This is a genomic window from Microbispora sp. CA-102843, from assembly GCF_050936215.1.
In the GTDB taxonomy this organism is placed as follows: Bacteria; Actinomycetota; Actinomycetes; order Streptosporangiales; family Streptosporangiaceae; genus Microbispora.
This window is the reverse complement of record NZ_JBNJNF010000001.1, coordinates 433,374-454,541: the sequence shown is the minus strand read 5'-3', so window position 1 is coordinate 454,541 and position 21,168 is coordinate 433,374. Positions and strand designations below refer to the sequence as shown.

The 21,168-nt window shown below is 71.4% G+C and carries 16 protein-coding genes; 6 read left to right on the top strand and 10 right to left on the bottom strand.

Annotated features, from left to right (window positions below; translation table 11 throughout):
* Nucleotides 1–44 precede the first annotated feature (44 nt).
* Nucleotides 45–1,241: a cytochrome P450 gene (locus ACQEVJ_RS02235; protein ID WP_433096629.1), complete on the top strand. Its 1,197-nt coding sequence runs from the start codon at nucleotides 45–47 to the stop codon at nucleotides 1,239–1,241.
* A gap of 9 nt (nucleotides 1,242–1,250) precedes the next feature.
* Here ACQEVJ_RS02235 and ACQEVJ_RS02230 read toward each other — a convergent pair whose 3' ends face one another.
* Genes ACQEVJ_RS02230 through ACQEVJ_RS02220 form a run of 3 tightly spaced genes read right to left on the bottom strand, consistent with a single transcriptional unit; the run spans nucleotide 1,251 to nucleotide 3,465 of the window.
* The gene (locus ACQEVJ_RS02230) at nucleotides 1,251–2,105 is read right to left on the bottom strand and encodes an ABC transporter permease (protein ID WP_433096627.1); all 855 of its coding nucleotides are present in this window, start codon (nucleotides 2,103–2,105) and stop codon (nucleotides 1,251–1,253) included.
* Nucleotides 2,102–3,058, bottom strand: a complete 957-nt coding sequence (locus ACQEVJ_RS02225) for an ABC transporter ATP-binding protein (protein WP_433096625.1) — start codon at nucleotides 3,056–3,058, stop codon at nucleotides 2,102–2,104. The genes ACQEVJ_RS02230 and ACQEVJ_RS02225 overlap by 4 nt, the downstream gene beginning before the upstream one ends.
* 35 nt (nucleotides 3,059–3,093) lie before the next feature.
* Entirely contained in the window at nucleotides 3,094–3,465 is a 372-nt protein-coding gene (locus ACQEVJ_RS02220; RefSeq protein WP_433096623.1) for a hypothetical protein, read from the bottom strand.
* Between the two features lie 322 nt (nucleotides 3,466–3,787).
* On the opposite strand from ACQEVJ_RS02220, the gene ACQEVJ_RS02215 reads away from it, so the two are divergent.
* Genes ACQEVJ_RS02215 through ACQEVJ_RS02205 form a run of 3 tightly spaced genes read left to right on the top strand, consistent with a single transcriptional unit; the run spans nucleotide 3,788 to nucleotide 6,095 of the window.
* Nucleotides 3,788–5,056, top strand: a complete 1,269-nt coding sequence (locus ACQEVJ_RS02215) for a cytochrome P450 (protein WP_433096621.1) — start codon at nucleotides 3,788–3,790, stop codon at nucleotides 5,054–5,056.
* Nucleotides 5,053–5,913 carry a methyltransferase domain-containing protein gene (locus tag ACQEVJ_RS02210; RefSeq protein ID WP_433096619.1) on the top strand — a complete coding sequence of 287 codons (861 nt, stop codon included), beginning with the start codon at nucleotides 5,053–5,055 and terminating at the stop codon, nucleotides 5,911–5,913. Before ACQEVJ_RS02215 ends, ACQEVJ_RS02210 begins: the two co-directional genes overlap by 4 nt.
* Entirely contained in the window at nucleotides 5,910–6,095 is a 186-nt protein-coding gene (locus ACQEVJ_RS02205; protein WP_405088079.1) for a hypothetical protein, read from the top strand. Before ACQEVJ_RS02210 ends, ACQEVJ_RS02205 begins: the two co-directional genes overlap by 4 nt.
* Before the next feature lie 57 nt (nucleotides 6,096–6,152).
* Here ACQEVJ_RS02205 and ACQEVJ_RS02200 read toward each other — a convergent pair whose 3' ends face one another.
* From ACQEVJ_RS02200 to ACQEVJ_RS02170, 7 genes are all read right to left on the bottom strand, one after another.
* Entirely contained in the window at nucleotides 6,153–6,461 is a 309-nt protein-coding gene (locus tag ACQEVJ_RS02200) for a YciI family protein (RefSeq protein WP_433096617.1), read from the bottom strand.
* Between the two features lie 123 nt (nucleotides 6,462–6,584).
* Nucleotides 6,585–6,911, bottom strand: a complete 327-nt coding sequence (locus ACQEVJ_RS02195) for a hypothetical protein (RefSeq protein WP_433096615.1) — start codon at nucleotides 6,909–6,911, stop codon at nucleotides 6,585–6,587.
* Between the two features lie 32 nt (nucleotides 6,912–6,943).
* Entirely contained in the window at nucleotides 6,944–9,868 is a 2,925-nt protein-coding gene (locus ACQEVJ_RS02190) for an NHLP bacteriocin export ABC transporter permease/ATPase subunit (RefSeq protein WP_433096613.1), read from the bottom strand.
* Nucleotides 9,869–9,939: 71 nt separating this feature from the next.
* On the bottom strand, nucleotides 9,940–12,204 hold the full coding sequence (locus tag ACQEVJ_RS02185) for an NHLP family bacteriocin export ABC transporter peptidase/permease/ATPase subunit (protein WP_433112523.1): 2,265 nt from the start codon (nucleotides 12,202–12,204) through the stop codon (nucleotides 9,940–9,942).
* Between the two features lie 125 nt (nucleotides 12,205–12,329).
* Entirely contained in the window at nucleotides 12,330–13,142 is an 813-nt protein-coding gene (locus ACQEVJ_RS02180) for an HlyD family efflux transporter periplasmic adaptor subunit (RefSeq protein WP_433096611.1), read from the bottom strand.
* A 3-nt stretch (nucleotides 13,143–13,145) separates the two neighbouring features.
* Nucleotides 13,146–14,534 (bottom strand): SagB/ThcOx family dehydrogenase, encoded by a 1,389-nt coding sequence (locus tag ACQEVJ_RS02175; RefSeq protein ID WP_433096609.1) that lies wholly within the window; start codon nucleotides 14,532–14,534, stop codon nucleotides 13,146–13,148.
* A gap of 20 nt (nucleotides 14,535–14,554) precedes the next feature.
* Nucleotides 14,555–16,837, bottom strand: coding sequence for a TOMM precursor leader peptide-binding protein (locus ACQEVJ_RS02170; protein WP_433096607.1), 2,283 nt, complete (start codon nucleotides 16,835–16,837; stop codon nucleotides 14,555–14,557).
* 339 nt (nucleotides 16,838–17,176) lie between these two features.
* Between ACQEVJ_RS02170 and ACQEVJ_RS02165 the strand changes: the two genes are divergently transcribed.
* Nucleotides 17,177–20,032: an AAA family ATPase gene (locus ACQEVJ_RS02165; RefSeq protein ID WP_433096605.1), complete on the top strand. Its 2,856-nt coding sequence runs from the start codon at nucleotides 17,177–17,179 to the stop codon at nucleotides 20,030–20,032.
* A 238-nt stretch (nucleotides 20,033–20,270) separates the two neighbouring features.
* Nucleotides 20,271–21,155, top strand: coding sequence for an SDR family oxidoreductase (locus ACQEVJ_RS02160; RefSeq protein ID WP_433096603.1), 885 nt, complete (start codon nucleotides 20,271–20,273; stop codon nucleotides 21,153–21,155).
* Nucleotides 21,156–21,168: the final 13 nt, after the last annotated feature.

Sequence of the window (21,168 nt, the reverse complement as noted above, 5' to 3'; positions counted from 1 at the left end):
CACCTTGTAGTAGCTTGTCCTTGATCCGATCGGGAGGACACGCGATGACGCTGCCCCGCCCCCTGCCCGGCGATCTGGCTCATCCGTTCTCGCCGCGCGGTCTGGCCGACCCGTACCCGGCGTACCGGTGGCTGCGGGCCAACGATCCTGTGCACTTCGACGTGACCTCACGCATGTGGCTGCTGACCCGCCACGCCGACTGCGTGCTGGCGCTGCGTGACCCGCGCTTCTCCGCGGCGCTCGGCCAGCGGGAACGGGTCAGGCAGGACGACCTGCCTCCGTCCATGCTCACCACCGACCCGCCGGAGCACCAGCGGCTCCGCTCGCCGGGCGCGCTGCTGATGGGGCCCGCGGCGGTACGGGGGTTGGCCGGTGGGATCGCGGACGAGGTTGACGCGTTGCTGGCCGGCCTGGCGGGACGGGCCGAGATCGATGCGACGGCGGACATCGGCGAGCCGTTCGCAACGGGCGTCCTCGCCTGCCTGTTCGGACTCCCGCCCGCCGACCTCCCGGCCTTCGCCGACCTGGCCCGCCGCACGTCGGTGAACCTGGACCCCCTGGCGGGCCCCCAGGCCGCCTCGGCGGGCCGAACGGCGATGGGAGAGCTGACCGCCTTCCTGGACGCCCGCGCCGACCGCGCCGCCGCGATCGCCGGGGCCGCCTCCGGGGACGTCCCCGCTTCGCCGTTCGGGAGGCTGGCCGCCGACGGACGGCTGTCACGCGCGGAGATGCTCGGGATCGCCTCGTTGGCCGTGGTCGGGGGCTGGAAGCCGCTGGCCGAAATGGTCGGTAACGCCCTGCACAGGCTGCTGCCGCGGCCGGAGGCCGTCGAAATCGTGCGCGGGGACGGCGAAGCGGCGGTGCTCGCCGTGGACGAGCTGCTGCGGCTGGAGTCGCCGATCCCGTTCACGGTCCGGGTAACGACCCAGGCGGTGACTCTGGACGGGGGCACGATCCCGGCCGGATCCCGGGTGCTCGCGCTGATCTCGGCGGCGAACCGGGACCCGGACGTGTTCGACCGGCCCGACGATCTGGTGGTGACCCGCTCGCCCAATCCACACCTCGCGTTCGGCGCCGGTACCCATCTCTGCCTGGGAGCTCCACTGGTGAGGCACGCCGGGGCGGCGCTGCTGCGCGGCCTGCTGACCGGGTACCCCGGGCTGCACGCCGTGGGATCGCCGCCCGTGTGGTCCCGGTCGCTCGTGCCCCGGCGGCTGGAGAGGTTCACGCTCGCCCCCTGATGCCGGCCGTCACCGGACGTTGGGCCCGCGCCACCGGAACGTCAGCAGGCTCAGCACCAGCGCGGCCACGCACCACGCCCCGAGCACCGCCGCGATCCGGCCCAGCTCCCACGTGCCCGCGGGCTCCACGACAGCGAAGCTCTCCGGCAGGAACACCGACCGCAGGCCCTGGGTCATCCACTTCAGCGGGAACCACGCGGCGATCGTCTGCATCCAGGCCGGCAGCTGGCTGTAGGGGAAGAACACCCCGGAGATGAACTGCAGGACCAGGAACGGCAGGGTGACGATGGCGGGGGCCGACCGGGCGTTCGGGATGAGCGCGCTGAAAGCCACGGCCAGCAGCGAGCAGGCCGTGGCGCCGAGGACCAGCACCCACACGAAGGTGAGCCAATGGTCGACGGTGCCCGGCAGCGGCAGGTGGAACAGTGTGACGCCGACCGCGATGAGGATCAGCGCCTCCAGCACGCCGGTCACCACGACCCGCACGATCTTCCCGGTGAAGTACGCGGACTTCGGCATGGGCGAGGATGCCAGCCGGCGGATCATGCCGGTGTCCCGCTCGATCGCGATGCTGATCGCCAGGCCGTTGAAGCTGACGCTCATGATGCCGCAGGCGATGATCCCGGCCACGAACACCTGCTTGAAGTCCGTGTGCGTACCCGGGACGGTGCCGGAGAAGATCGAACCCAGCACCACGAGCAGCACCACCGGCAGCAGCAGCGTGAAGAACAGCGACTGCCGGTTGCGGAAGAACGACTTCAGCTCCACGGACGACCTGGCCACCGACGCTCGCCACAGACCCGACCCGGACGCCGGGATCGCGCGCTCGGCGGGCCTGGCCACGGCCGTTTCCGGAATGGTCATCGATTGCCCCCCTGGTTCTCACGGATGAGCTTGAGATAGACGTCCTCGAGCGTGGGGCGCTGGACCCGCAGGTCCGGCAGCTCGTGTACGCCCGCCTCCGCGGCCCAGGGGAGGATCGCGGCCAGGGCCTGCGTCGGGTTGTGGGTGTGCAGCGTGACGACGCCGTCGTCCGGGTCGGCCGACGGGTCGACCAGCGCGTCCGCGGGCAGCTGCGGAAGGGGCACGCCGACCAGGCCACCGGGGCGGGTGAAGCTCACTACGGCCGGGGTGTCGCGCCGGCCGCCCAGCTCGGCGACGGGGCCCGTCTCGACGACCCGGCCCGCCACGATGACGGCTGCCCGCTGGGCCAGCGCCTCCACCTCGTCCAGGTAGTGCGTGGTCAGCACGGTGGTCTTGCCCTGTTCGGAGAAGTACCGCACCAGCTCCCAGGCCTCCTGCCTGGCCTCGGGGTCGAGCCCGGTGGTCGGCTCGTCGAGGAAGATCAGATCCGGGTCGCCGACGATCCCGACGGCGACGTCCAGGCGGCGCAGCTGGCCGCCGGACAGCGTCTGCGCCTGCTTGCGCTCCTGCTTGCTGAGGCCCACCATCTCGATGGCCTGCCCGGCGGGGAGCGGCGCCGGGTAGAACGCCGCGAAGTGGTCGACGACCTCACGCACTGTGAGGTCGGAGTAGGCGCCGGTGCTCTGCGGCACGATGCCGAGCCGGGCGCGCCACTCGGGCCTGTCCTCGGCCGGGTCCCGGCCGAGGACACGCACGTCGCCACTCGTCCTCCGGCGAACCCCTTCGAGGATCTCGACCGTGGTCGTCTTTCCCGCGCCATTCGGCCCCAGCAGGGCGAAGACCTCACCGGGATGAACGTCCAGGTCGACATTTTCCACGGCGTGGGCGGCACCGTACCGCTTCTGCAGCCTGCGCACGTGAATGGGGTTCGCCTGATCAACGTCAGTGGCCATGACCTCTTCTCCGTCTCGTTTACCGCCGGGAATGATCAGGTGCAGCAGCAGCAGGGGCAGCAGCAGCAGTTGATGTCGCCCGCCGCGATCGAGTCGAGGTCGCCCTCGCTCAGCTCGGCCATGTCGATCTGCGGGGTCTCCGGGACGTGGAACTCGAAGGACCCGGTCTCGAGGCCGCGCTCCCACAGGCTGACCTGCACGTCGAGGTTGCTGTCGTGGGCGCCCTCGGGGACGTTGCGGACCAGCTGGATCGTGGCGCCCGCCGGCACCTCCAACCCGGCCTCGGCAAGGGCTTCGCGCGGGTTGCTGTCGAGCTTGGCCGAGAATTCCTCGCTCGACCAGGCGGTGATCAGGATGCGGGTGTAGGCGTTTACGAATTCCGTCCGCTCTCTGGGATTCAGGGCCATTGATTCCTCCTGGAGCCTTTCGCCGTCGCGGCGCGGCGCGCCGTCTCGAAACGGAGTCTTACACGCCTGAATTCCGTTGCCCAGACTTAATTTCCGAAGGCTCCAGATTAAGCATTGAGAGGCCTTGGAACGGGGAGTACTCTACAGGTGGATCAGCATGAACAATACGGCTTTCGAGTACGTATTCCGATCCCTCGAAATACGCATAACAAATAGCGGATTGCGTAATTGATTCGGAGAGTCCATGGCCGGGACGTACGTATCACCGCCTCTGTCACCCCGTCTGCCGCCCGGGCCGGGCGGCACCCAGAGCCTGCGCGCGATGCGCGACGCGCCACTGGAGTTCGTCACCGCGATGGCCGCGTACGGTGACGTCACGCGGCACGACGCCGACGGCGAGCCGGTCTACATGCTCAACCGGCCCGACCTGGCCCGCTACGTCCTGAAGGAGAACGGGACCAACTACACCAAGGACCGCACCCCCGACGACGCCATGCTCCGTCCGCTGCTCGGCAACGGGCTGCTGACCAGCAACGGGAAGGAGTGGGCGGCGCAGCGCAGGATGTGCGCGCCCGCCTTCCGGCTCACCGAGGTGGAGCGGTTCGACCAGGTCATCACCGACGCGGCCCGCAATCTGCTGGACCGCTGGAGCGACGGGCCGGACGGCCGGGCCGTGCGCGTCGACCACGACCTGACGGCGCTCACTCTCACGGTCATCGTCAGGGCCATGCTCGGAACCGACGTCGGCGCCATCGGCGCGGGGTTCGGCCGCGCCGTGGACGCGGTCAACCGCTTCATCGGCCACTACGTACCGACCGACGACCCGGACCCCGCCGACACGGCCAGGCGGTACGCCGGGTTCCAGCGGGCGCGCGCGTTCCTCGACCAGGTGACCCGGGTCATCATCGCGGCCCGCCGCAGCGGCGGAGGTGACGGGGATGACCTGCTCACCTCGATGCTCGCCGCCGGGCACGCGATGTCCGACACCGACCTGCGCGACCAGGTGCTGACGATCGTCATGGCCGGCCACGAGACCACGGCGAAGGCGCTGACCTGGACGCTCTACCTGTTGGACCGGCACAGGGACGCGGCACGCGCGGTGTACGACGAGATCGACGAGGTGCTGGGCGGGCGGCTGCCGACCGCCGGGGACCTGCCACGGCTGACGGCGTGCCGGCGGGCGATCCAGGAGGCCATGCGGCTCTACCCGCCCGTCTGGCTCATCTCGCGCCGCTCCGTCGAGGCCGACGTCATCGACGGGTACGACGTGCCCGCGGGGACGCTGGTGTGCATCAGCCCTTGGACGCTGCACCGGGACCCGAGGTACTGGGACGAGCCGGATGCGTACCGGCCCGAGCGGTTCACGCAGGAGCGGTCGGCGCGCCACCTCAGCCATCAGTACCTGCCGTTCGGCGGCGGGCCGCGGATCTGCATCGGGCGGCACTTCGCGCTGGTCGAGGCGGTGCTCGCGCTCGCGGTGCTGCTTCAGCGGCTGCGCCTGGAGCTGGTCGAGGGCTTCCCGGTCGAGCCGGAGGCGCTGGTCACCCTGCGGCCCCGGCACGGCATGATGATGATCCCGAGGCCGCGATGACGACGTCTCCCGTACGCATCGAGGCGGGCAGGGCCGGCTCGTACGACGCCGCCAACACGACATGGGGCGGCCTGGACGGCGAGGTGGCCCGGCTGGAGGCCCAGGCGGCGCTCTCCTTCGACGAGGAACTGCGCATCCTGCGCGACCTCGGCCTGACCAGGGCTGGGCCACTGCTGGAGCTGGGCGCCGGCTCGGGCGCCGTCACCCGTAGGCTGCGCGCCGCCGAGCCGGCACTGCCCGTCGTGGCCGCCGACATCGACACGGTCCTGCTGGCGCACGCCGCCGGCGCCGGGGCGCCGCTGCTGGCGGGCGATGCCGCCCGGCTGCCGTTGCGTACGGGATGCGTCGGCGGGGTTCTGCTCCGCTACGTACTGCAGCACGTCGCCGACCCGGTGCCGGTGCTCGCCGAGGCGCTGCGCGTGCTGCGCCCCGGTGGGGTGCTGGCCGTCGTCGAGGTCGACAGCATGCTGTGGGGGCTGGCCGACCCGATGTACGGCGAGCTCGGCTCGGTGCACCAAGCGATGGCCGCCGCCCAGCGCGACGCCGGGGGCGACCGCCAGATCGGCAGGAAGCTGACCCGGCTGCTACGGCGGGCCGGTTTCGCCGACGTCGTGCTACGCCCCTTCGCCACCACCAACGACGACCGTCCCACGGACGCCTTCGCACCGCACCTCGGGCCGGAGCGCCTGGTTCCGCTCGTCGCGTCGGGCGCGCTGTCGATGGCCCAGCTCGCGCTGGCGGCCGACAGGTGGAGGCGGTTCCGGGCCGACCCGGACGCGTGGGTCATGCTGCTCGGCTTCATCGTCACCGGGACCGCACCGGGCGGCCCGGACGTATCCCCTGAGAGGAAGCAATGAGCCCGTTCTGGAAGATCTTCATCGCCATCTTCTGCTACATCGCCGGCATCGTCGGCCTCGGCCTGGCCGTCCTGAACGCCAGCGAGAAGCCCCCCGCCACGACCCTCGCGGTGGTGTACGGCGTCGTCGGGGTGGTGTTCCTCGCCGGCGGCATCGTCCTGAGCCGCCGGCCGCGCTACTGAGCGCTTGGTGGCTGTCGCCGGGGCACCCTCGTGGTCCGGCGGCGGCCGGGGCGCCACTCAGGCGGGATCGCAGAGACGGATCTCCACGATGTCGCCGGGGGCGTAGGGCATCTTCCTGGCCCACGCCTCCGCCTCCTCGGCGGACTGCACGTCGATGACCCAGATGCCGCCGATCTGCTCGCGGCCGACAGCGTACGGGCCCGTGACGGCGGGACCTTCGGGACGGACCAGCTTGGCCGTGCCCGACCGGGTGAGTCCCGCGCCGAACTTCACGATGACACCCGCCTCGACCATCGAGCGGCCGAACTGGCTATGCGCCTCGGCCATCCGCTCTCGCTCGTTCTCGGTGAAGGAGTCCCAGAGCATTTCGTCGCCATGTATCAGTAGAACGAAATCCACCCGTCGTCCTCCCTTTCTGATCCTGCTCCGCGAACGGATCGCCGCATGACATGCCGGCCCCGGGGTGCGGGCGGGGCCACCGAGGCAGGTCTACGCTTCATCCTGCACGTTCGCAGCGACGCAGCTCAACCCGGTCACCCGGCCCGCGCGGCAGGCGCTCCGACCAGGCGACGGCGTCCTGCTCCGACGGCAGGTCCAGGATCCAGAAACCACCGAGCTCGGACTCCCGGTCCTCTCGCGGTTTCTCGCCGGCCGATTCGGGGCGGGCCAGCCGCGAAAGCCGTAGACCACCCGGACCCCGGCCCTGCGCAGGTCGGCGCCGAAATCACGGTGCAGTTCGAAGTGTTGCCGCCGCTCTTCGGCGGTCATCTCGGTCCAGGCCAGTTCGGCCCCGTAAACCAGCAGCGCGAATTCCATCGCCTCTCCTTGCTGACAGTGATGTTTATCAGTCAGATCTGCCGTCTGGCTAGACGCGCGAACAGGCCGTCGGAGTCCGCGAGCAATTCGTCGTAGCCGCCCTGCTGCACGATCCGGCCGCCGTCCATCACGACGATCTTGTCGGCGTCCTTGATGGTGGACAGGCGGTGGGCGATGACGATGCGGGTGGCGTTCATCTGGCGCGTGCTCTCGGCCACCACGTTCTGCGCCGGGTTGTCCAGGGCGCTCGTGGCCTCGTCGAAGAAGACGATGCGCGGCCGGGACACCAGGGCCCGGGCGATCATGATGCGCTGCCGCTGGCCGCCCGACAGGGTGTTGGTTCCCTCCGAAAGGACCGTGTGCATGCCCATCGGCATCGCCGCGATGTCGTCGGCGATGCCGGCCATGGCCGCGGCGTCCCAGGCGTCGTCGACCGTGTGGTTGGTGCTGCCCACGATGTTCTGCCGGATGTCCCCGGCGAGCAGGGCGCCGTTCTGCAGGACGACGCCGCACTGCCGCCGCACCGCCCCGATGTCGAGCTCGGCCAGGTCCTGGCCGTCGTACAGAACGGTACCGGCGACCGGATCCTCGAACCCGAGCAGCAGGCGCAGGACCGTGGACTTTCCGCTGCCCGTGGGACCGACGATGCCGACGAACTCTCCCGGCTCGACGGACAGGTCGATGTCGCTGAGCACGAGCGGACCGTCCTCGCCGTACCGGAACGAGACCCGGGACAGGCTGATCCGGCCGGACAGGTCGCCCGGGTCGGCCTTACCCGGGCGCTCCTCGGGCTCGGCCACCAGCACCGGGCCGAGCTTCTCCAGCATCGGCACCACGCTCATCGCGGTGATGGCGGCGCCGGTGAACTGCAGCACCGAGGCGATGAGCAGGTTGAACGCAGCGAAGAACGCGAGGAACGCGGGCACGCCGAGCGCCCCGTGCAGCGGCCCGGCCGCGACCGCGAAGACGATCAGCGAACAGACCAGGGGGAACCCCGCATTGAATGTGGTCACCAGGTTCTGCAGCCGCCGGGCCGACGCGGACGTGCTGCGCGTCCGCAGGAACTCCCGGGTCCACACGCTGAACGCCTGGTCCTCCGCCGCCGCCACCCGCAGTTTCGGGACGGCCGCGAGCAACTGGAACACCCGTGAGGACAGCCGTTGCTCCTGCTCGTACAGGCGGCGCTGCAGGCGTACCTCGAAGAAGCCGGCGGCGGCGCACACCAGCACGCTGATCAGCACGAGCAGCGTCGCGATCAGGGCCATCCGGACGTCGTAGAAATAGACGAGCACGAGGTTGGCCAGCCCAGCGAAGAGCCCGAGCGTCGCCGTGGTCATGACGCCCGACAGCATCTCCTGCGCGGCGCTGACGCCCAGAACCGTGGTGCCCAGCTCGCCGGTGGAGTACTGGCCGAAGAACGTGGCGGGCAGCGACAGCAGGCGCGTCCAGGCGCCTGCCTGGAGCCGGGCCGTCGACCGCCCCTCGATGCGCAACGCGGCGACGTTCTGAACAATCGACAGCGCAGCGGCCACGAACGCGCCCCCGATGACCAAGAGCGCCCCCTCGACGATCAGGTCGCGCTGGGCGGCGGCCACGAACGTGCCGAGGACGAGCCCCGTCATCGCGGGCACCAGCAGGCCGATGATCGCTACCAGTGTCCCGAGCGACGTCAGCACCCAGAAGTCGCGGGCGTTGCGGGCGAGCCCGAACCGTAGCAGCCCGGCCACCGAGCGCACCTCTCGCGGCAGCGGCCGGTAGAGCACCTCGGCCCGGTTGGACAGCGCCGCGGCGACCGCGCGGGTGACCGGGGTGACCCGGTTCTGGCCCGGCTGCGCGACCACGTAGTGCGAGCCGATGGGCAGCAGCGCCACTGGCGTCTCGTCGCCCTTGCGGAAGCCGACCATGGGGCCGAGATCCTTCTTCCACCAGGCGTCGTCCAGCCGCACCGACCTGGTGCGCACACCGGACGCCAGCGCGATCGCCTGCAGCGGGTCCGTCCGGGCGCCGTGACTGCCCCCGGGCGGCGGCGCGGTGACCTGGAAGCCCCCGTGCGACGCCACCAGCCGCGCCGCGGCCAGCGTAGGGGAGTCGGCGGTGACGTCGGCCAGCCGCACCCGCGCCTCGGTGTCGCGCACCAGCGCGTCGAACCCCTGCCGGGCCGCGCGCAGGGTGCCGGCCTCCCGCTCGTTCCTGCGGGCCAGCATCCCCTGCTCGCGTACGCCCTGCCGCTCGACGCGGCGGTCCACCGTGTAGAGGAACCGGGTGGTGTGCTCCACCCACCGGTGCCAGATCGTCTCGTCGGCGAGCAGCTCCCAGGTGGTCTTCGCGCGCAGCCGGGCGGGCCCGAGGGCGACCAGCCAGTCCCGCTCGGTCACACAGATCTCGGCGCCCCCGGTGAGACGGCCGGCGAGGCCCTCGGGATTCTCGACGGTGCCCTCCTCGACGGTGACCCAGCACACGCCGTCCACCGACCGGGCGGCCGCGCCACCGGCCAGCCCGGTGGACTCGCCGGGAGACAGAGGGACGAACTCGCGCGGTGGCAGCCTGTCCCGCATAGCCTGCGCCAGCGACACGATGCCGGCCTCCAAGCCGTGGACGAACTGCTTGACGGCGAGGCCGTACTCCGCGGTGGACTGCGTGCCGGACCGGCCGGTCGCCGACAGCCCCCGCAGCCTGGCGAGGGGCATGCTGGACACCCGGGTGCCCGGCACCGGACGGCCCACGATGCTGTGCTTGGGGCCTTTGGGGGCGCCGAGCAGCAGTGCGCCCTGGCGCAGCCGGCACAGGAAGTTCCACCGGCCCACCGGCCGGCCGTTCTCCAGCTGTACGGCGAACAGGTCGACCGCGCCCTGCTCGACGAGGAGCACCTCCCGCAAGTCGGACAGGACGAGCAGGCGGTCGGCCGAATAGTCCACGGGTGTCGCCGCCTCCGTGAAGAACGGCGCGAAAACGGTCACCGGCGCACCATCTCTCTCACAGGCTCTCTCGCCGGCTCTCTCACCGGCACCGCTGCGGGGCTTCGGACACGTCAACCTCCGTTGCGTTGGGCGTTCTCGATGAGCTTGGCGTAGTGGCCTCCGAGGTCGACCAGCTCCTCGTGGCAGCCGCGCTCGACCACCTCGCCCTGGTCGAGCACGAGGATCTCGTCGGCGTCCCTGACAGTGGACAGGCGGTGCGCGATGATCAGGCAGCCGCATCCGCGCCGACGCAGGTTGTCGGCGATGATGCGTTCGGTCTCCGGGTCGAGCGCGCTGGTCGCCTCGTCCAGGATCAGCAGGGTCGGCTGCACCGACAGCGCCCGGGCCAGCTCCAGCCGCTGCCGCTGGCCGCCGCTGAAGTTGCGGCCGCCCTCCCGCACGGTGCTGTTCAGTCCTCCCGGGCGGGCGCCGATCAGATCGAAGATGGCGGCGTCGCGGAGCGCCTCGACCACCACCTCGTCGCTGATGTCGTCGCTCCACAGCGTCAGGTTGTCTCGTACGGTCCCCTCGAACAGGGTGATGTCCTGGTCGACGTACGCCACGGACGCGGCGACGACCGGCCGGGGCAGTTCCTCCCTCGGGCGGCCGTCCAGCAGGACCCGCCCCGACCCCGGCGGATACACACCCGCCGCGAGCTTGCCGACGGTGGACTTGCCGCTGCCCGAGTTCCCGACGATCGCCACCCGACGGCCGGGCACCACGGAGAACGACAGGTTCTTGATCACCGGGGCGCCGATGGCGTTGTAGCCGAAGGACACGTCCTCGAACTCCAGGCAGCTGTCGAGGCGCCCGCGGCCCGGCGCCTCGGGCCGCTCCCGCCGCTTGAAGGCGTGCGCGACCGGGTAACGCTCCACGTCGTACAGGCGGCTGATGTCGGCCGAGATGTCCTGGAGCCGGCCGCCCAGGTTGGTCAGCTGTGTCACCGGCCGCGACAGCGCGCTGAGGAGCGTCTGGAAGGCCACCAGGATGCCGACACTGATCACCCCGTCGACCACCCGTAACCCGCCGATGAGCAGGATGAGCCCACTGTTGATCCCCGCCAGCAGCGGGGGCACCACGGTGAGCGTGGCGGTGGCCACGCCGAGCCGTTGCTTGGCGCTGATGACCTTGGCCAGGAACCCGGCCCAGCGCTGAAACGCGGTCGGCTCGGCGCCGGTCGCCTTGACGGTCTCGATCAGCTGGAGGGTGTTGAAGGTCGTGGAGGTGAGGTTGCCGAGGTCGGCGCGGAGCGCCGCCGCCGCGTCCGTGCGTGCCCGGGAGACGTGCCGCAGCACGAGGATGTTAAGCAGCGCCATGGCTACCCCGACCAGGCCGAGCAGCAGGTCGTAGCGGATCAGAACGGCGGCGTAGAACAGCACGAGCACCAGGTTGACGACGGTGATCGCCAGGTCACGGGAGAGGATCTCGGCGACCGTGTCGTTGGCCTGGACCCGCTTGGCGACCTCGGCCGGGCGGCGCTGCAGGAAGAACTCCACCGGCAGCCGCAGCAGATGCCGGAAGAACCGGGCCGAGCTCACCAGGCCGAGCCGGATCTCCAGCCTGAGCAGGTAGTGCCGCTGCACCGAGGTGAGCACGAACACCGCGAGCGCCGTCACGCCCATCGCCAGCAGCAGCGGCAGCAGGTAGCCGGGTTCGCGGCCGGACAGGATCCGGTCGATGTAGACCCGGCTGAACGCCGGCCCGACGATGCCCGGCACCACCAGCAGCAGGCTGGCGAGCAGGACCAGCGGCAGGGCCCGGCCCGACGGCATCCGCCGCGACAGCAGCGCCTGGCCGACGCGGGTGGGGCGGCCGCTGGGCGTGAAGTCGGGGCCGGGCTCGAACGTCAGCACCACCCCGGTGAATCCGGAGTCGAAGTCGGCCCAGTCGATCATGCGGGGGCCGCCGGCCGGATCGTTGACCGCTACGGCCTTCCTGCCGAACCGGGTGCGCACCCCCTCCACCACCATGAAGTGCTGGAACGCCCAGAAGATGATGGCCGGCTTGGCGACGGTCGCCAGGTCCTCGGCCTCCATCTGGAAGCCTCTGGCGATCAGGCCGTAGCGGCGGGCCGCGGCGATGACGCTGGAGGCCTTGGCCCCGTCACGGGAGACACCGCAGGCCGACCGCAGCTCCTCCAGAGGGACGAACTTCCCGTAGTACGCGAGGACCATCGCGAGAGCGGCGGCGCCGCACTCCACCGCCTCCATCTGAATCACAGTCGGCGTGCTGCTGCGCCACCGCCACCAGCGCTGCCGAAGGCCACCCCGTGCGGCCGGGCGCCGCGGCGCCGGCGCGTCGGCGGACCCCGGAGGCTCGGGAGACCGGGGCGGCATTGCCGTTGCCTGGCTCATTGTTGTCTCCTCCGGAGGAGGTTCTCCTTGATCGTGCTCATCGCACCGTGCGAACGTCCGATCCGTGATCGCTGCCGGGCCGCGCTCATCCGTGCCATGCCGGCGCCTCAGCGTCCGAGAAGCAGGTCGAAGAGCGTCTGACTGCCCAGGTCGATCGAGCCCGTGACGTTCACCTGTGACTGGAGCCGCACCGGCGGCCCCGCCTTCGTGGACCAGGCGTATCCGGACGCCGTATGCGGATCCCGGTCCAGGTCGACGATCACCAACCGGGGCGGGGTGCCCTTCAGGTACGCCCGCGCCGCCGCCTCCCCGCCGACCAGGTCGGATATCTCCTCGATCACCAGCGGGTACGTGCTGACCGACGCGACCCGGCCGTGCAGCAGCCCGAACGACCCCGGCGGCGCCGTGGAGACCGCGAGGTTGACCGCCCGGCCGGGGACGATGCCCAGCGTCTGGTCGGCCGGCACGAACAGCATCGCCACCAGCCGGTCGTCCGGGGCGTCGGTGCGCTCCACGGTCAGCAGGTTCTCGCCGACGGTGACCATGTGCCCGTCGTCGACCGCCGCGGCCACCACGTGCCCGGTGAACGGACTGGTGACCCAGTGCGGCGCACCGCTCACGGGGTTGATCTCGGCCACGAGCTGGCCCTGTGTGACCGTGTCATCGGGGTGGACGAACAGCTTGCGGACCATCCCCGAGTACGGGCTCTGCATCGGGGCGGTACCGCCGGGATGGGTGAGCAGGCCGGTGGCGGACACGCTGATCGGCAGCCGGCCGACGAAGGCCCACACGGTGACGCCCGCGACGACGATGAGCACCACGAACGTGGCGATCCAGCCACGCGGGGAGGCCAGCAGAGTCGGCGAGTCGAGCTCGTCGGGCTCCCGCATCCGCTGCAGTGCCTTGAACCGGAATCTCATGCGTCACCGCCTGCTGCCGACAACGAGCTCGCCGACGCTTCCCTCGGTGAGGTAGTCAAGCCCGCTCGCCGTGGCGAAGTCGGCGGCGTCTCCCCCGCCGAGGCCGCACACCGCGAGGCCCATGGCCGTGCCGACGAGGTAGAGCGTCTGGTAGAGCACGCCCACGTGCTTGAGCACAAGGGAGTAGGCGATCGTCTCGTACTTCCACATCACCCGGCCGAACCGCGCGCTGACCACGAGCAGCACCTGCGGGTCGGCCTCCATCACCGCCGCCGCCCTGGCCCGGTCCACCAGGATCCGGGTCGCCGGGCCGGGCTCGGCCACTCGCTCCAGCGCGTGGCCGGCCGTGTCGTAGTGCCACAGACCCGGCTCGACGCCCTGGCAGGAGACCACCAGCGGGTAGACCTCCAGCTCGTGGATGGACCCCCCGGACGGGTACGGCCGGTCGGCGAGCTGCTGCCCGTCCTCCCCGGTGAAGACCTCGCGCCGCCGCATCGACCGGTACAGCAGCTCGCCGAGCTCCCTGGCCGTGATCGGCTCGGCCGGGTCGTGCTCGCGCACGGAGCGACGGCGTTCCAGGGCTTCGGTGAGGGGCGGGTCGGCCTTGGCGACCAGCTCCAGGTCGGGCCGCGGCAGCGGAATCCGGGGGCCGGCGAACGCCGGAGGAGATGCGGGCTCCGGCTCGAACCGGGAACCCAGCGGGTACGACCCGCCGTACCGCCCGGTGACCCGAGGGCCCCGGCTGTGCGCGTGCAGCCACAGGTCGCGGGGGGACCACTGGGCGTGCGAGCGATCGTCCTCCTCCCCGGTGCGGGTGAGCAGGCCGGCCCCGGCGAAGAACCGCAGCGCCCGCCCGGCCCCGGGCAGCTCGGCCGGGGTGGTCCAGTCGGCCAGCGCGCCGAGGAGCCCAGCGGCGTCCGGGCCCAGCTCGACAACACCGGGGTGCCGCGGGGAGCGCACGGTCAGCACGCCGTCCTCGGCGGTGGCGACGGCGAAGCGCGACAGCCGCACCCTGGTGTCCGGGTCGAGGGGCGCGGCGGGCTCCACCGGGCCGGTGCCGACGGGGCGCAGCCGGACGCCGTCCGCGGCGTACTCCAGCAGGCCGTTCTTCGCCAGTTGGCGCAGCAGCATGTTCCACCGCAGCAGCCCCGCCAAGCCGTCGCCCGCGACGACCGTCGCCGTGAGATCCGCCTCCGCCACATCGGCGGTGGCCAGCGCCGACAGCGCCGCCTTCGCGCCGGGCGGAAGGTCGCGCAGCCGAAGCGTGCCCGCAGGCCCGCTCACCCCCAGCCGGCCGTCGGCCTCCGAGAGCTCGGCGTCGCGCCGGAGCCGGAGCCCGTCCGCCGGGCGGTCATGAGCCGGGGCCGCGGCTCCGGAAGCCGTGTGAGTCACCGTGTACCTCCGCAATCCGGCTAGAAGAAGACGCTCGTGGGGTTGAGGGCCTTCTCGGCGGCCGGCTCCGGCACCCAGCCGAGCGCGACCGGCACGTCGTAGAGACGTCCCGGCCCGAGGCGCCGCCAGAAGTGCCGCATGCCGGGCGCGATCACCCGCACCACGTTGAGCTCCAGGTCGGGGCGGGTCTGGTCGAGGACGACGACCTCGATTCCGCACGCCCTGGCCCGTGCGACGCAGGTTTCGACGTCCGCGGCCAGGTCGTCGCCGCCGGAGCGGGGATGGTCGGCGAGCGAGCGCGAGCCGAGCGCCGGATCGGGGACCAGCCACGGCTCGTCCGCCAGCCGGGTCTGCTTCCACCAGGCCAGCGTGGCGATGTCGTCGTCCAGGTAGACGGTGTTGCCCTGCTCGTCGCGCCGCTCCACCGACGGCAGGAACTGGTTGACCTCGGTGAGCGTCCTGATGGCCGCGATCCGCGGATCGAGGTGGGCACCGAAGCCGACGATGATGTCCTCGACCGGGTGGTCGATCCGGTGCGAGACCCCGACGAAGGCCGGGATGCCGAGGTCGCTTGTGATGTCGAGCAGCCAGATGCTCCGCCCCATCCCCGCGTAGAACTCGCGCAGGGTGTCGACATAGGGGTCGCGCAGCGAGTCCAGGTCGAAGGCCGGGCGCCGGGCCCGGTTGTACCACCACAGGGCGACCGCGTCGCGTTCGACGAGCTCGCAGAAGCCCTGCAGGATCGCCTCTTCCATCGAATTGCCCGACGCGTTCCCGTTGGAGTCGCCGACGCAGTAGAAGTGCCGGTCCAGGTCGGGATGGCCGTACCAGGCGTAGCCGGAGGGGACCAGCCGCTCGCGCTCGTCGGTGAGCGACCAGGCCGCCGACCAGTCGATCGGCAGGTCGGTGCGGAACCGCTCGGGCACCAGGTGCAGCCGGTGGCTCGGGTCGGCGTTCCACTTCTCCCGGCCGGCGTACTGGGCCTCGGAGAAGTGCAGCAGGGACTCGGGGTGGATGGCCGCGGCGGTGTCGAGGTCGTCGTACGCCGCCTTCCGGACCGGCTCCTCGCCGCGCCACACGCCCGAGTAGCGCTCGATGGCCTCGCACAGCGCGCTGACCCTGGCCTGGATCTCGGTGCGGCCCTTGCCTCCGCTCTGTCCGCGCAGGTTGCGGCGGAGCAGATCCATGTTGTCGCCGATCATGGCGAAGTTGTGGCCCGCGGTGAAGCTGTAGGTGACGCCGTTGTCCTGCTCGGCGAACGTGTGGAGCCGGGTCACCGCACCGATGAGCGGGCTGATGTGCTTCTCCAACCGCGCGTACGTACGCGTCGGCGGCTCGATGCGGTAGCCGCCGTCGGTGACGTGCCGCGCGTCGCGCGACGACAGCACCACCTTGGGACTGCGCTCGGTGATCAGCGACGGGTCGCCACAGGCCGGGCACTGCGGCAGGCGTACCAGGGTGTGCTCCATGGCGCCCAGCGTCCGCAGGTCGATCGTGGTCATCTTGGCTTCGAGCCGGGACGGGGCGCCCGTCGCCGCCGTCCGGGCCAGCTCCACCGCGAGCAGCCCGCCGGCCACGGCCGCCCCCGCCGGGACCGCTTCCTTCGCCGCGTGGTGCGCCGCGCCGCCCCCGTGCTTGCCGGCGAGATACCGCTCGACCTGCCTGTTTCCGCTGAGCCGCTGCGAGAGGCAGGCCCAGCAGCCGGTGCGCCCCGGCTGGATCACCGGGCCGATCCACAGCATCACGCCGACCGGCTTGACCAGTGCGTACGGATGGTCGGCCGCGAGATAGGCGGCGTTGAGCCGGGCCAGCGCCGGGTCGAGGTAGTCGTTGACGACGACCACGGACAGGGCGCCGCCGGGTGCCGCGGCCTCCTCGTCCACGCTCGCCGTGCGGACGCGCAGGCCGTGGGCGCCGAGTTGCGCGACGACCGGCCCCGGGTCCACGCCGTCGCCGGCGACGACGGTGAATTCGGTGCGAGACAGGGCCTCTTGAGCGTTCGCCGGATCGACGCCCTGTGCGTCCCAATAAGCGAGAGTGTGGTCCGGCCAGTCGGGCCGTCCGTTCGCCAGGTGGCCGAACGCCGCGAATTTACGGATCGCGAGGAGGACCTGGGCAAGCGGCAGCTCCCCGGTCAGCGCCTGTGCGATGTCGGCGATCGTGTGACGTCCGTCCAGGTAAGGCAGGACCTTGACGGCCGCTTCGCCCTGAACGAGATAGTGCTGGCCTTCGGCTAAGAGGAACACCTTCGATCCGTCGACCACCTGGGCCGTGAAATGCGCCTTGAGGCGTGGGCGGTCCATGGCTCCCCCCGCAATACTCAAATTGTCATTGATCGCAACGTTTCACCGGAGCCGGAGGGATGTAAAGACGCAATTCTGGCGTACGCATTCAGTGGGTATTTTCGTGTACAGCATACGGATACGTACGTGAAGTGCGTACTTCCCGGACCGTCCCGATCCCCCGTTTCGGTCAAGATCTACGCAGTTCATGCGGGCGAGCGCCCTCCATACATGAAACTTCGACAATCTGTCCACTTAAGACCCGGTAAGTCCCTTTCGTGGCAAATCGGGTATTGACAAGCGGCCAGTTGTACGCGGCATGATCCTCGTAACAGACGTAGCGCATCCCGCGGGGGAGCGATGTCCTCAGGGCAGCCGGTGCTGCACCGTGACTTCGAGCTGAATACGATTCGGGGGGCACTTTCAGGCCTGTCGGCGGGGCGGCCGGCCGTGATCGTGATCGTCGGTTCCAGGGGGGTCGGCAAGACCACCCTGCTGCAGGCTGCACTGACGGGCCTGCCTGATGTCGGCGCCGCGCTCATGGCGCGCGGCCATCCTGCGGAGCGCGACTTCCCGTTCGGCGTGGTCCGCCAACTGTTCGACCCGCTGATGGGCGGCGCCGCCCACCGGCCGTCCGTCGAGCCCGCCGCGCTGACGCTCCCGGGGAGCGGGTTCGGCCCGCCGTCCGCCGGGCTCGTCGCGCCGGACCTGCTGCAGAGCCTGTACGGGGCGACGCGCTCCATGACCCGCGCGCAGCCGCTGATCATCGCCGTCGACGACGTCCACTGCGCCGACCCCCAGTCGGTCCAGTGGTGTTCCTACATCGCCCGCCGGCTTGACGGCCTGCCGATCCTCATGGTCCTCACCGTCGGGTCCGACGATCCCGCCGGCCGCGACATCATCCGGGACATCGACGCCCTGCCGTACGCCCACGTGCTCCGGCCGGCCCCGCTCTGCCCCACCTGCGCCCGGCGGCTGCTGGAGACGGCGCTGGGCGGACCCGTCGACGCCGGTGTGGCCGACGCCTGCCACCGGCTCGCCCAGGGGAACCCGCTGTTGCTGCACCAGCACGCCGACCGGCTGGCCGCAGCGAGCGTGCGACCGGGTGAGGCCGAGCTGTCGCAGGTGCTGAAGATCGGGGCCGCGTCGATGACCGAGACGGTCGCCGGCTGGCTCGCCGACCGCGACCCCGCGAGCCTGAACCTGCTGCGGAGCCTGGCCATCGTCGCCCCTGACGACGGGCTGGAGGTCGCCGCCATGCTCTCGGGGTTCGGCCAGCTCGTGGCCGAGGAGGCGGGCGAGACGCTACGCCGCACCGGCCTGCTCGTCGGCAAGCCGCCCGACTGCTTCGCCCACCCGCACGTCCAGCACACGATCCTGGCCGGGATGGACCCCGCCGACCGCGAGAACCTCCACCGCAGGGCGGCGTCCCTGCTCTACCGCCTCGGTGCCCCGGTGAACCGGTCCGCCCGGCATCTGATGTCGGCCGGCGCGACCGGCGACCCGTGGTCCGTGACAGTCCTGCGCGAGGCCGCCGGGGAGGCGGCGGCCGGGCACTCCTGGGAGCGCGCGACCCGCTATCTGCACCGCGCGCTCGCCGAGTCCGGCGACGCCGACGCCGTCCTCAAGGTCACCGCCGAGCTCGGCGCCGTGGAGATGCACCGCGACCTGCCCGCGTGTCTGCGGCACCTGCGCACGGTCTCCGGCCGGGTGCGCGCGTCACCGGGCAACCTCCCTGCGATCGCCCCGTTCGCCGACGTCGTGGTGACCGTCAACTCCGCCGAGGCGGGCGACATCTTCGCCGACGCCCTCCAGATCGCTACGGAGGCGACCCCGGCCGTCGCGACGAGCCTGCTGCTCATCCTCGTCGCGCAGATCCTGTTGTCCGGACCGTCGGCGACGGTGCCGCGCGCGCTGCGAAAACTCGGGGGGTCGCCGCACGCGCCCGTCACCTCGGCCGCGCGGGAGTTCCTCAGCTCGCTCGCCCTGGTCACGAGCGCACGCGGGCGCAACATGAGCAGAACTCTCACGCTGGCCCGGCGCTGTTTCAACGGCAAGGGCGTGGTGCCGCTCGGGGCGATGCTCCCGCTCATCTGGAGCGACCGGACCGACGAGGCGTCGTACTGGTCCGAACGCGTGGTCACCGAGGCCCGCGCAGCCGGCTCCGGCACCCGGCTGGTCCTGTCGCTGCTGGTCCGCTCCGAGGTGCGCTATCAGCTCGGCAGCCTGAACGGCTCGCTGCACGACGCCAAGGAGGCGATCAGGTACGCGTCGGACGCGCACGCCGACGGGTTTCGCGTCGCCGCAGTGGCCGCCTCCGCGCGTGCCCACGTCGAGCTGGGCGAGCTGGACGTCGCCGAGTCGCTGCTCGCGTCGGTCGACCCGTACGGGGACTGGCATCCGCTGATCTCCGGTTATGCCATGGATTGCCTGGGTCGGCTGCACCTCGCCCGGGGCAGGGCGCGCGACGGCCTGCGGGTCCTGCTGGAGTGCGGGCGGCGACTCACCTCGTCCGGCATCGCCAACCCGGCCTGCGTGCCCTGGGGGACCAACGCGGTCCTGGCGTACATGCTGTTCGGCGAGCAGGCGGCGGCGCGGATCGTGGCAGAGCGGGAACTGGAACTCGCGCACGCCTGGGGCTCGCCGACGACGATCGCTCGTGCCCTCAGCGCCGGAAGCGTGGCGTACGAGGGAACCACCCGGCTCAAGATGCTGCACGAGGCCGTGGATCTGCTGCACAACAGGGCCAGCCGGCTGGAGTACACCCGGGCGCTGGTCAGGCTGGGCATCGCGCTGCTGCAGACCGGCGACGACCAGAAGGCCCGCGACACCCTGGCCGCCGGGCTCCGCCTGGCCAACGACTGCGGCGCCGTACGGCTCGCCGGTCTGGCCGACAAGCACCTGACGGCCACCGGCGCGCGCAGCCCTCGCGTGCGGCAGGACGGCGAGCACCCGCTGACGACCGGCGAGCGCCGCGTCACCGACCTGGTGCTGCAGGGCATGAGCAACCTGGAGGTGGCCATCGCTCTGTCCATCAGCAAGCGGACAGTCGACACCCACCTGGCCCGGATCTACCGCAAGCTCGGCATCCACACCCGCGCCGAACTCGCCGCGATCCTGACCGCCCTGTCGTCGTCCGGCCTGCCCGCCGATGACGCCGAGCAGCGGTCCGGGCCGCCATACGCCGGCCCGACCGAGATACAGGTGGTGCTCTGACGGGCCGAGCCATCGGTTCGGCCCGCAGTACGGGCTGTCCGGTTTCTCGGTCCGAGACGCGTCGCCATCCCGTCCGGCAGGCGTCGCAGGCCGAACTCGAAGCGTGTTCAGGCCGATGTGGTGAATCCGCGCGCGACGTCACACTCGCTCCCCGCCGGTCCTCTTAGGAGGCGTGACCGTCCCCGCACGCGCACAGCGGGCGGGACGGCGTGACCCACGGCGACAAGGAGCACTCGGCATGACCATTCTCGTCACCGGAGCCACCGGCACCGTCGGCCGGCAGGTCGTCCGCCATCTTCTCGAACGCGGCCGGAAGGTGCGGGCGCTGACCCGCGACCCCGGCCGCGCCGTCCTGCCGTACGGTGTCGAGGCGGCGGCGGGTGACCTCACCGACGCCGCCGGCCTGGAGGCGGCCTTCGACGGCGTCACCGCCGTCCACCTGATCAATTTCGGCGTCGGCTACCGGCCTCTCACCAACGGACGCGACATCGTCGATCTCGCGGAACGGGCCGGGGTCGGCAAGGCCACCGTCCTGGGCGGCTGGCAGGAGGGCACGCTGGAGCCCGCCGTCAGGGCCAGTGGCCTGGAGTGGACCTTCCTGCGGCCGATGCAGTTCATGGCCAACTTCCTGAACGACTGGGGCGAGTCGCTGCGGACCACCGGCCGGGTGCGTGAGCCGTACGGCGATCGCCAGAGCCCGCCGGTCGACGAATACGACATCGGCGCCGTCGCGGCGGCCGTGCTGACGCAGGACGGTCACGGCGGCAGGTCCTACCACCTCACCGGCCCCGAGGTGCTGACCGCGCGGCGGATGGTCGCGATCATCGCCGAGGCGACCGGCCACGACCTGCGGTTCGAGGAGCTCACCCCTGACCAGGTGCGCCGCGAGTGGAGCGTGCCGGGCCGGCGTCCGCCGCTGTCCCTCTTCCGCGCGTTCGCCGAGGCCGCGGGAGCCGACGAGGCGGACCTGGTGGAGAGCCTGCTGCGGATGTACGGCACGCCCAACGAGTACGCCACCAGGCTGACCGACCAGGTGGAGCAGGTCGTCGGCCGTCCACCGCGCACGTTCGCCCAGTGGGCCGCCGAGCACGCCCGTCACTTCCTGCCCACGACACGGGCCTGATCCTCGCTGACCA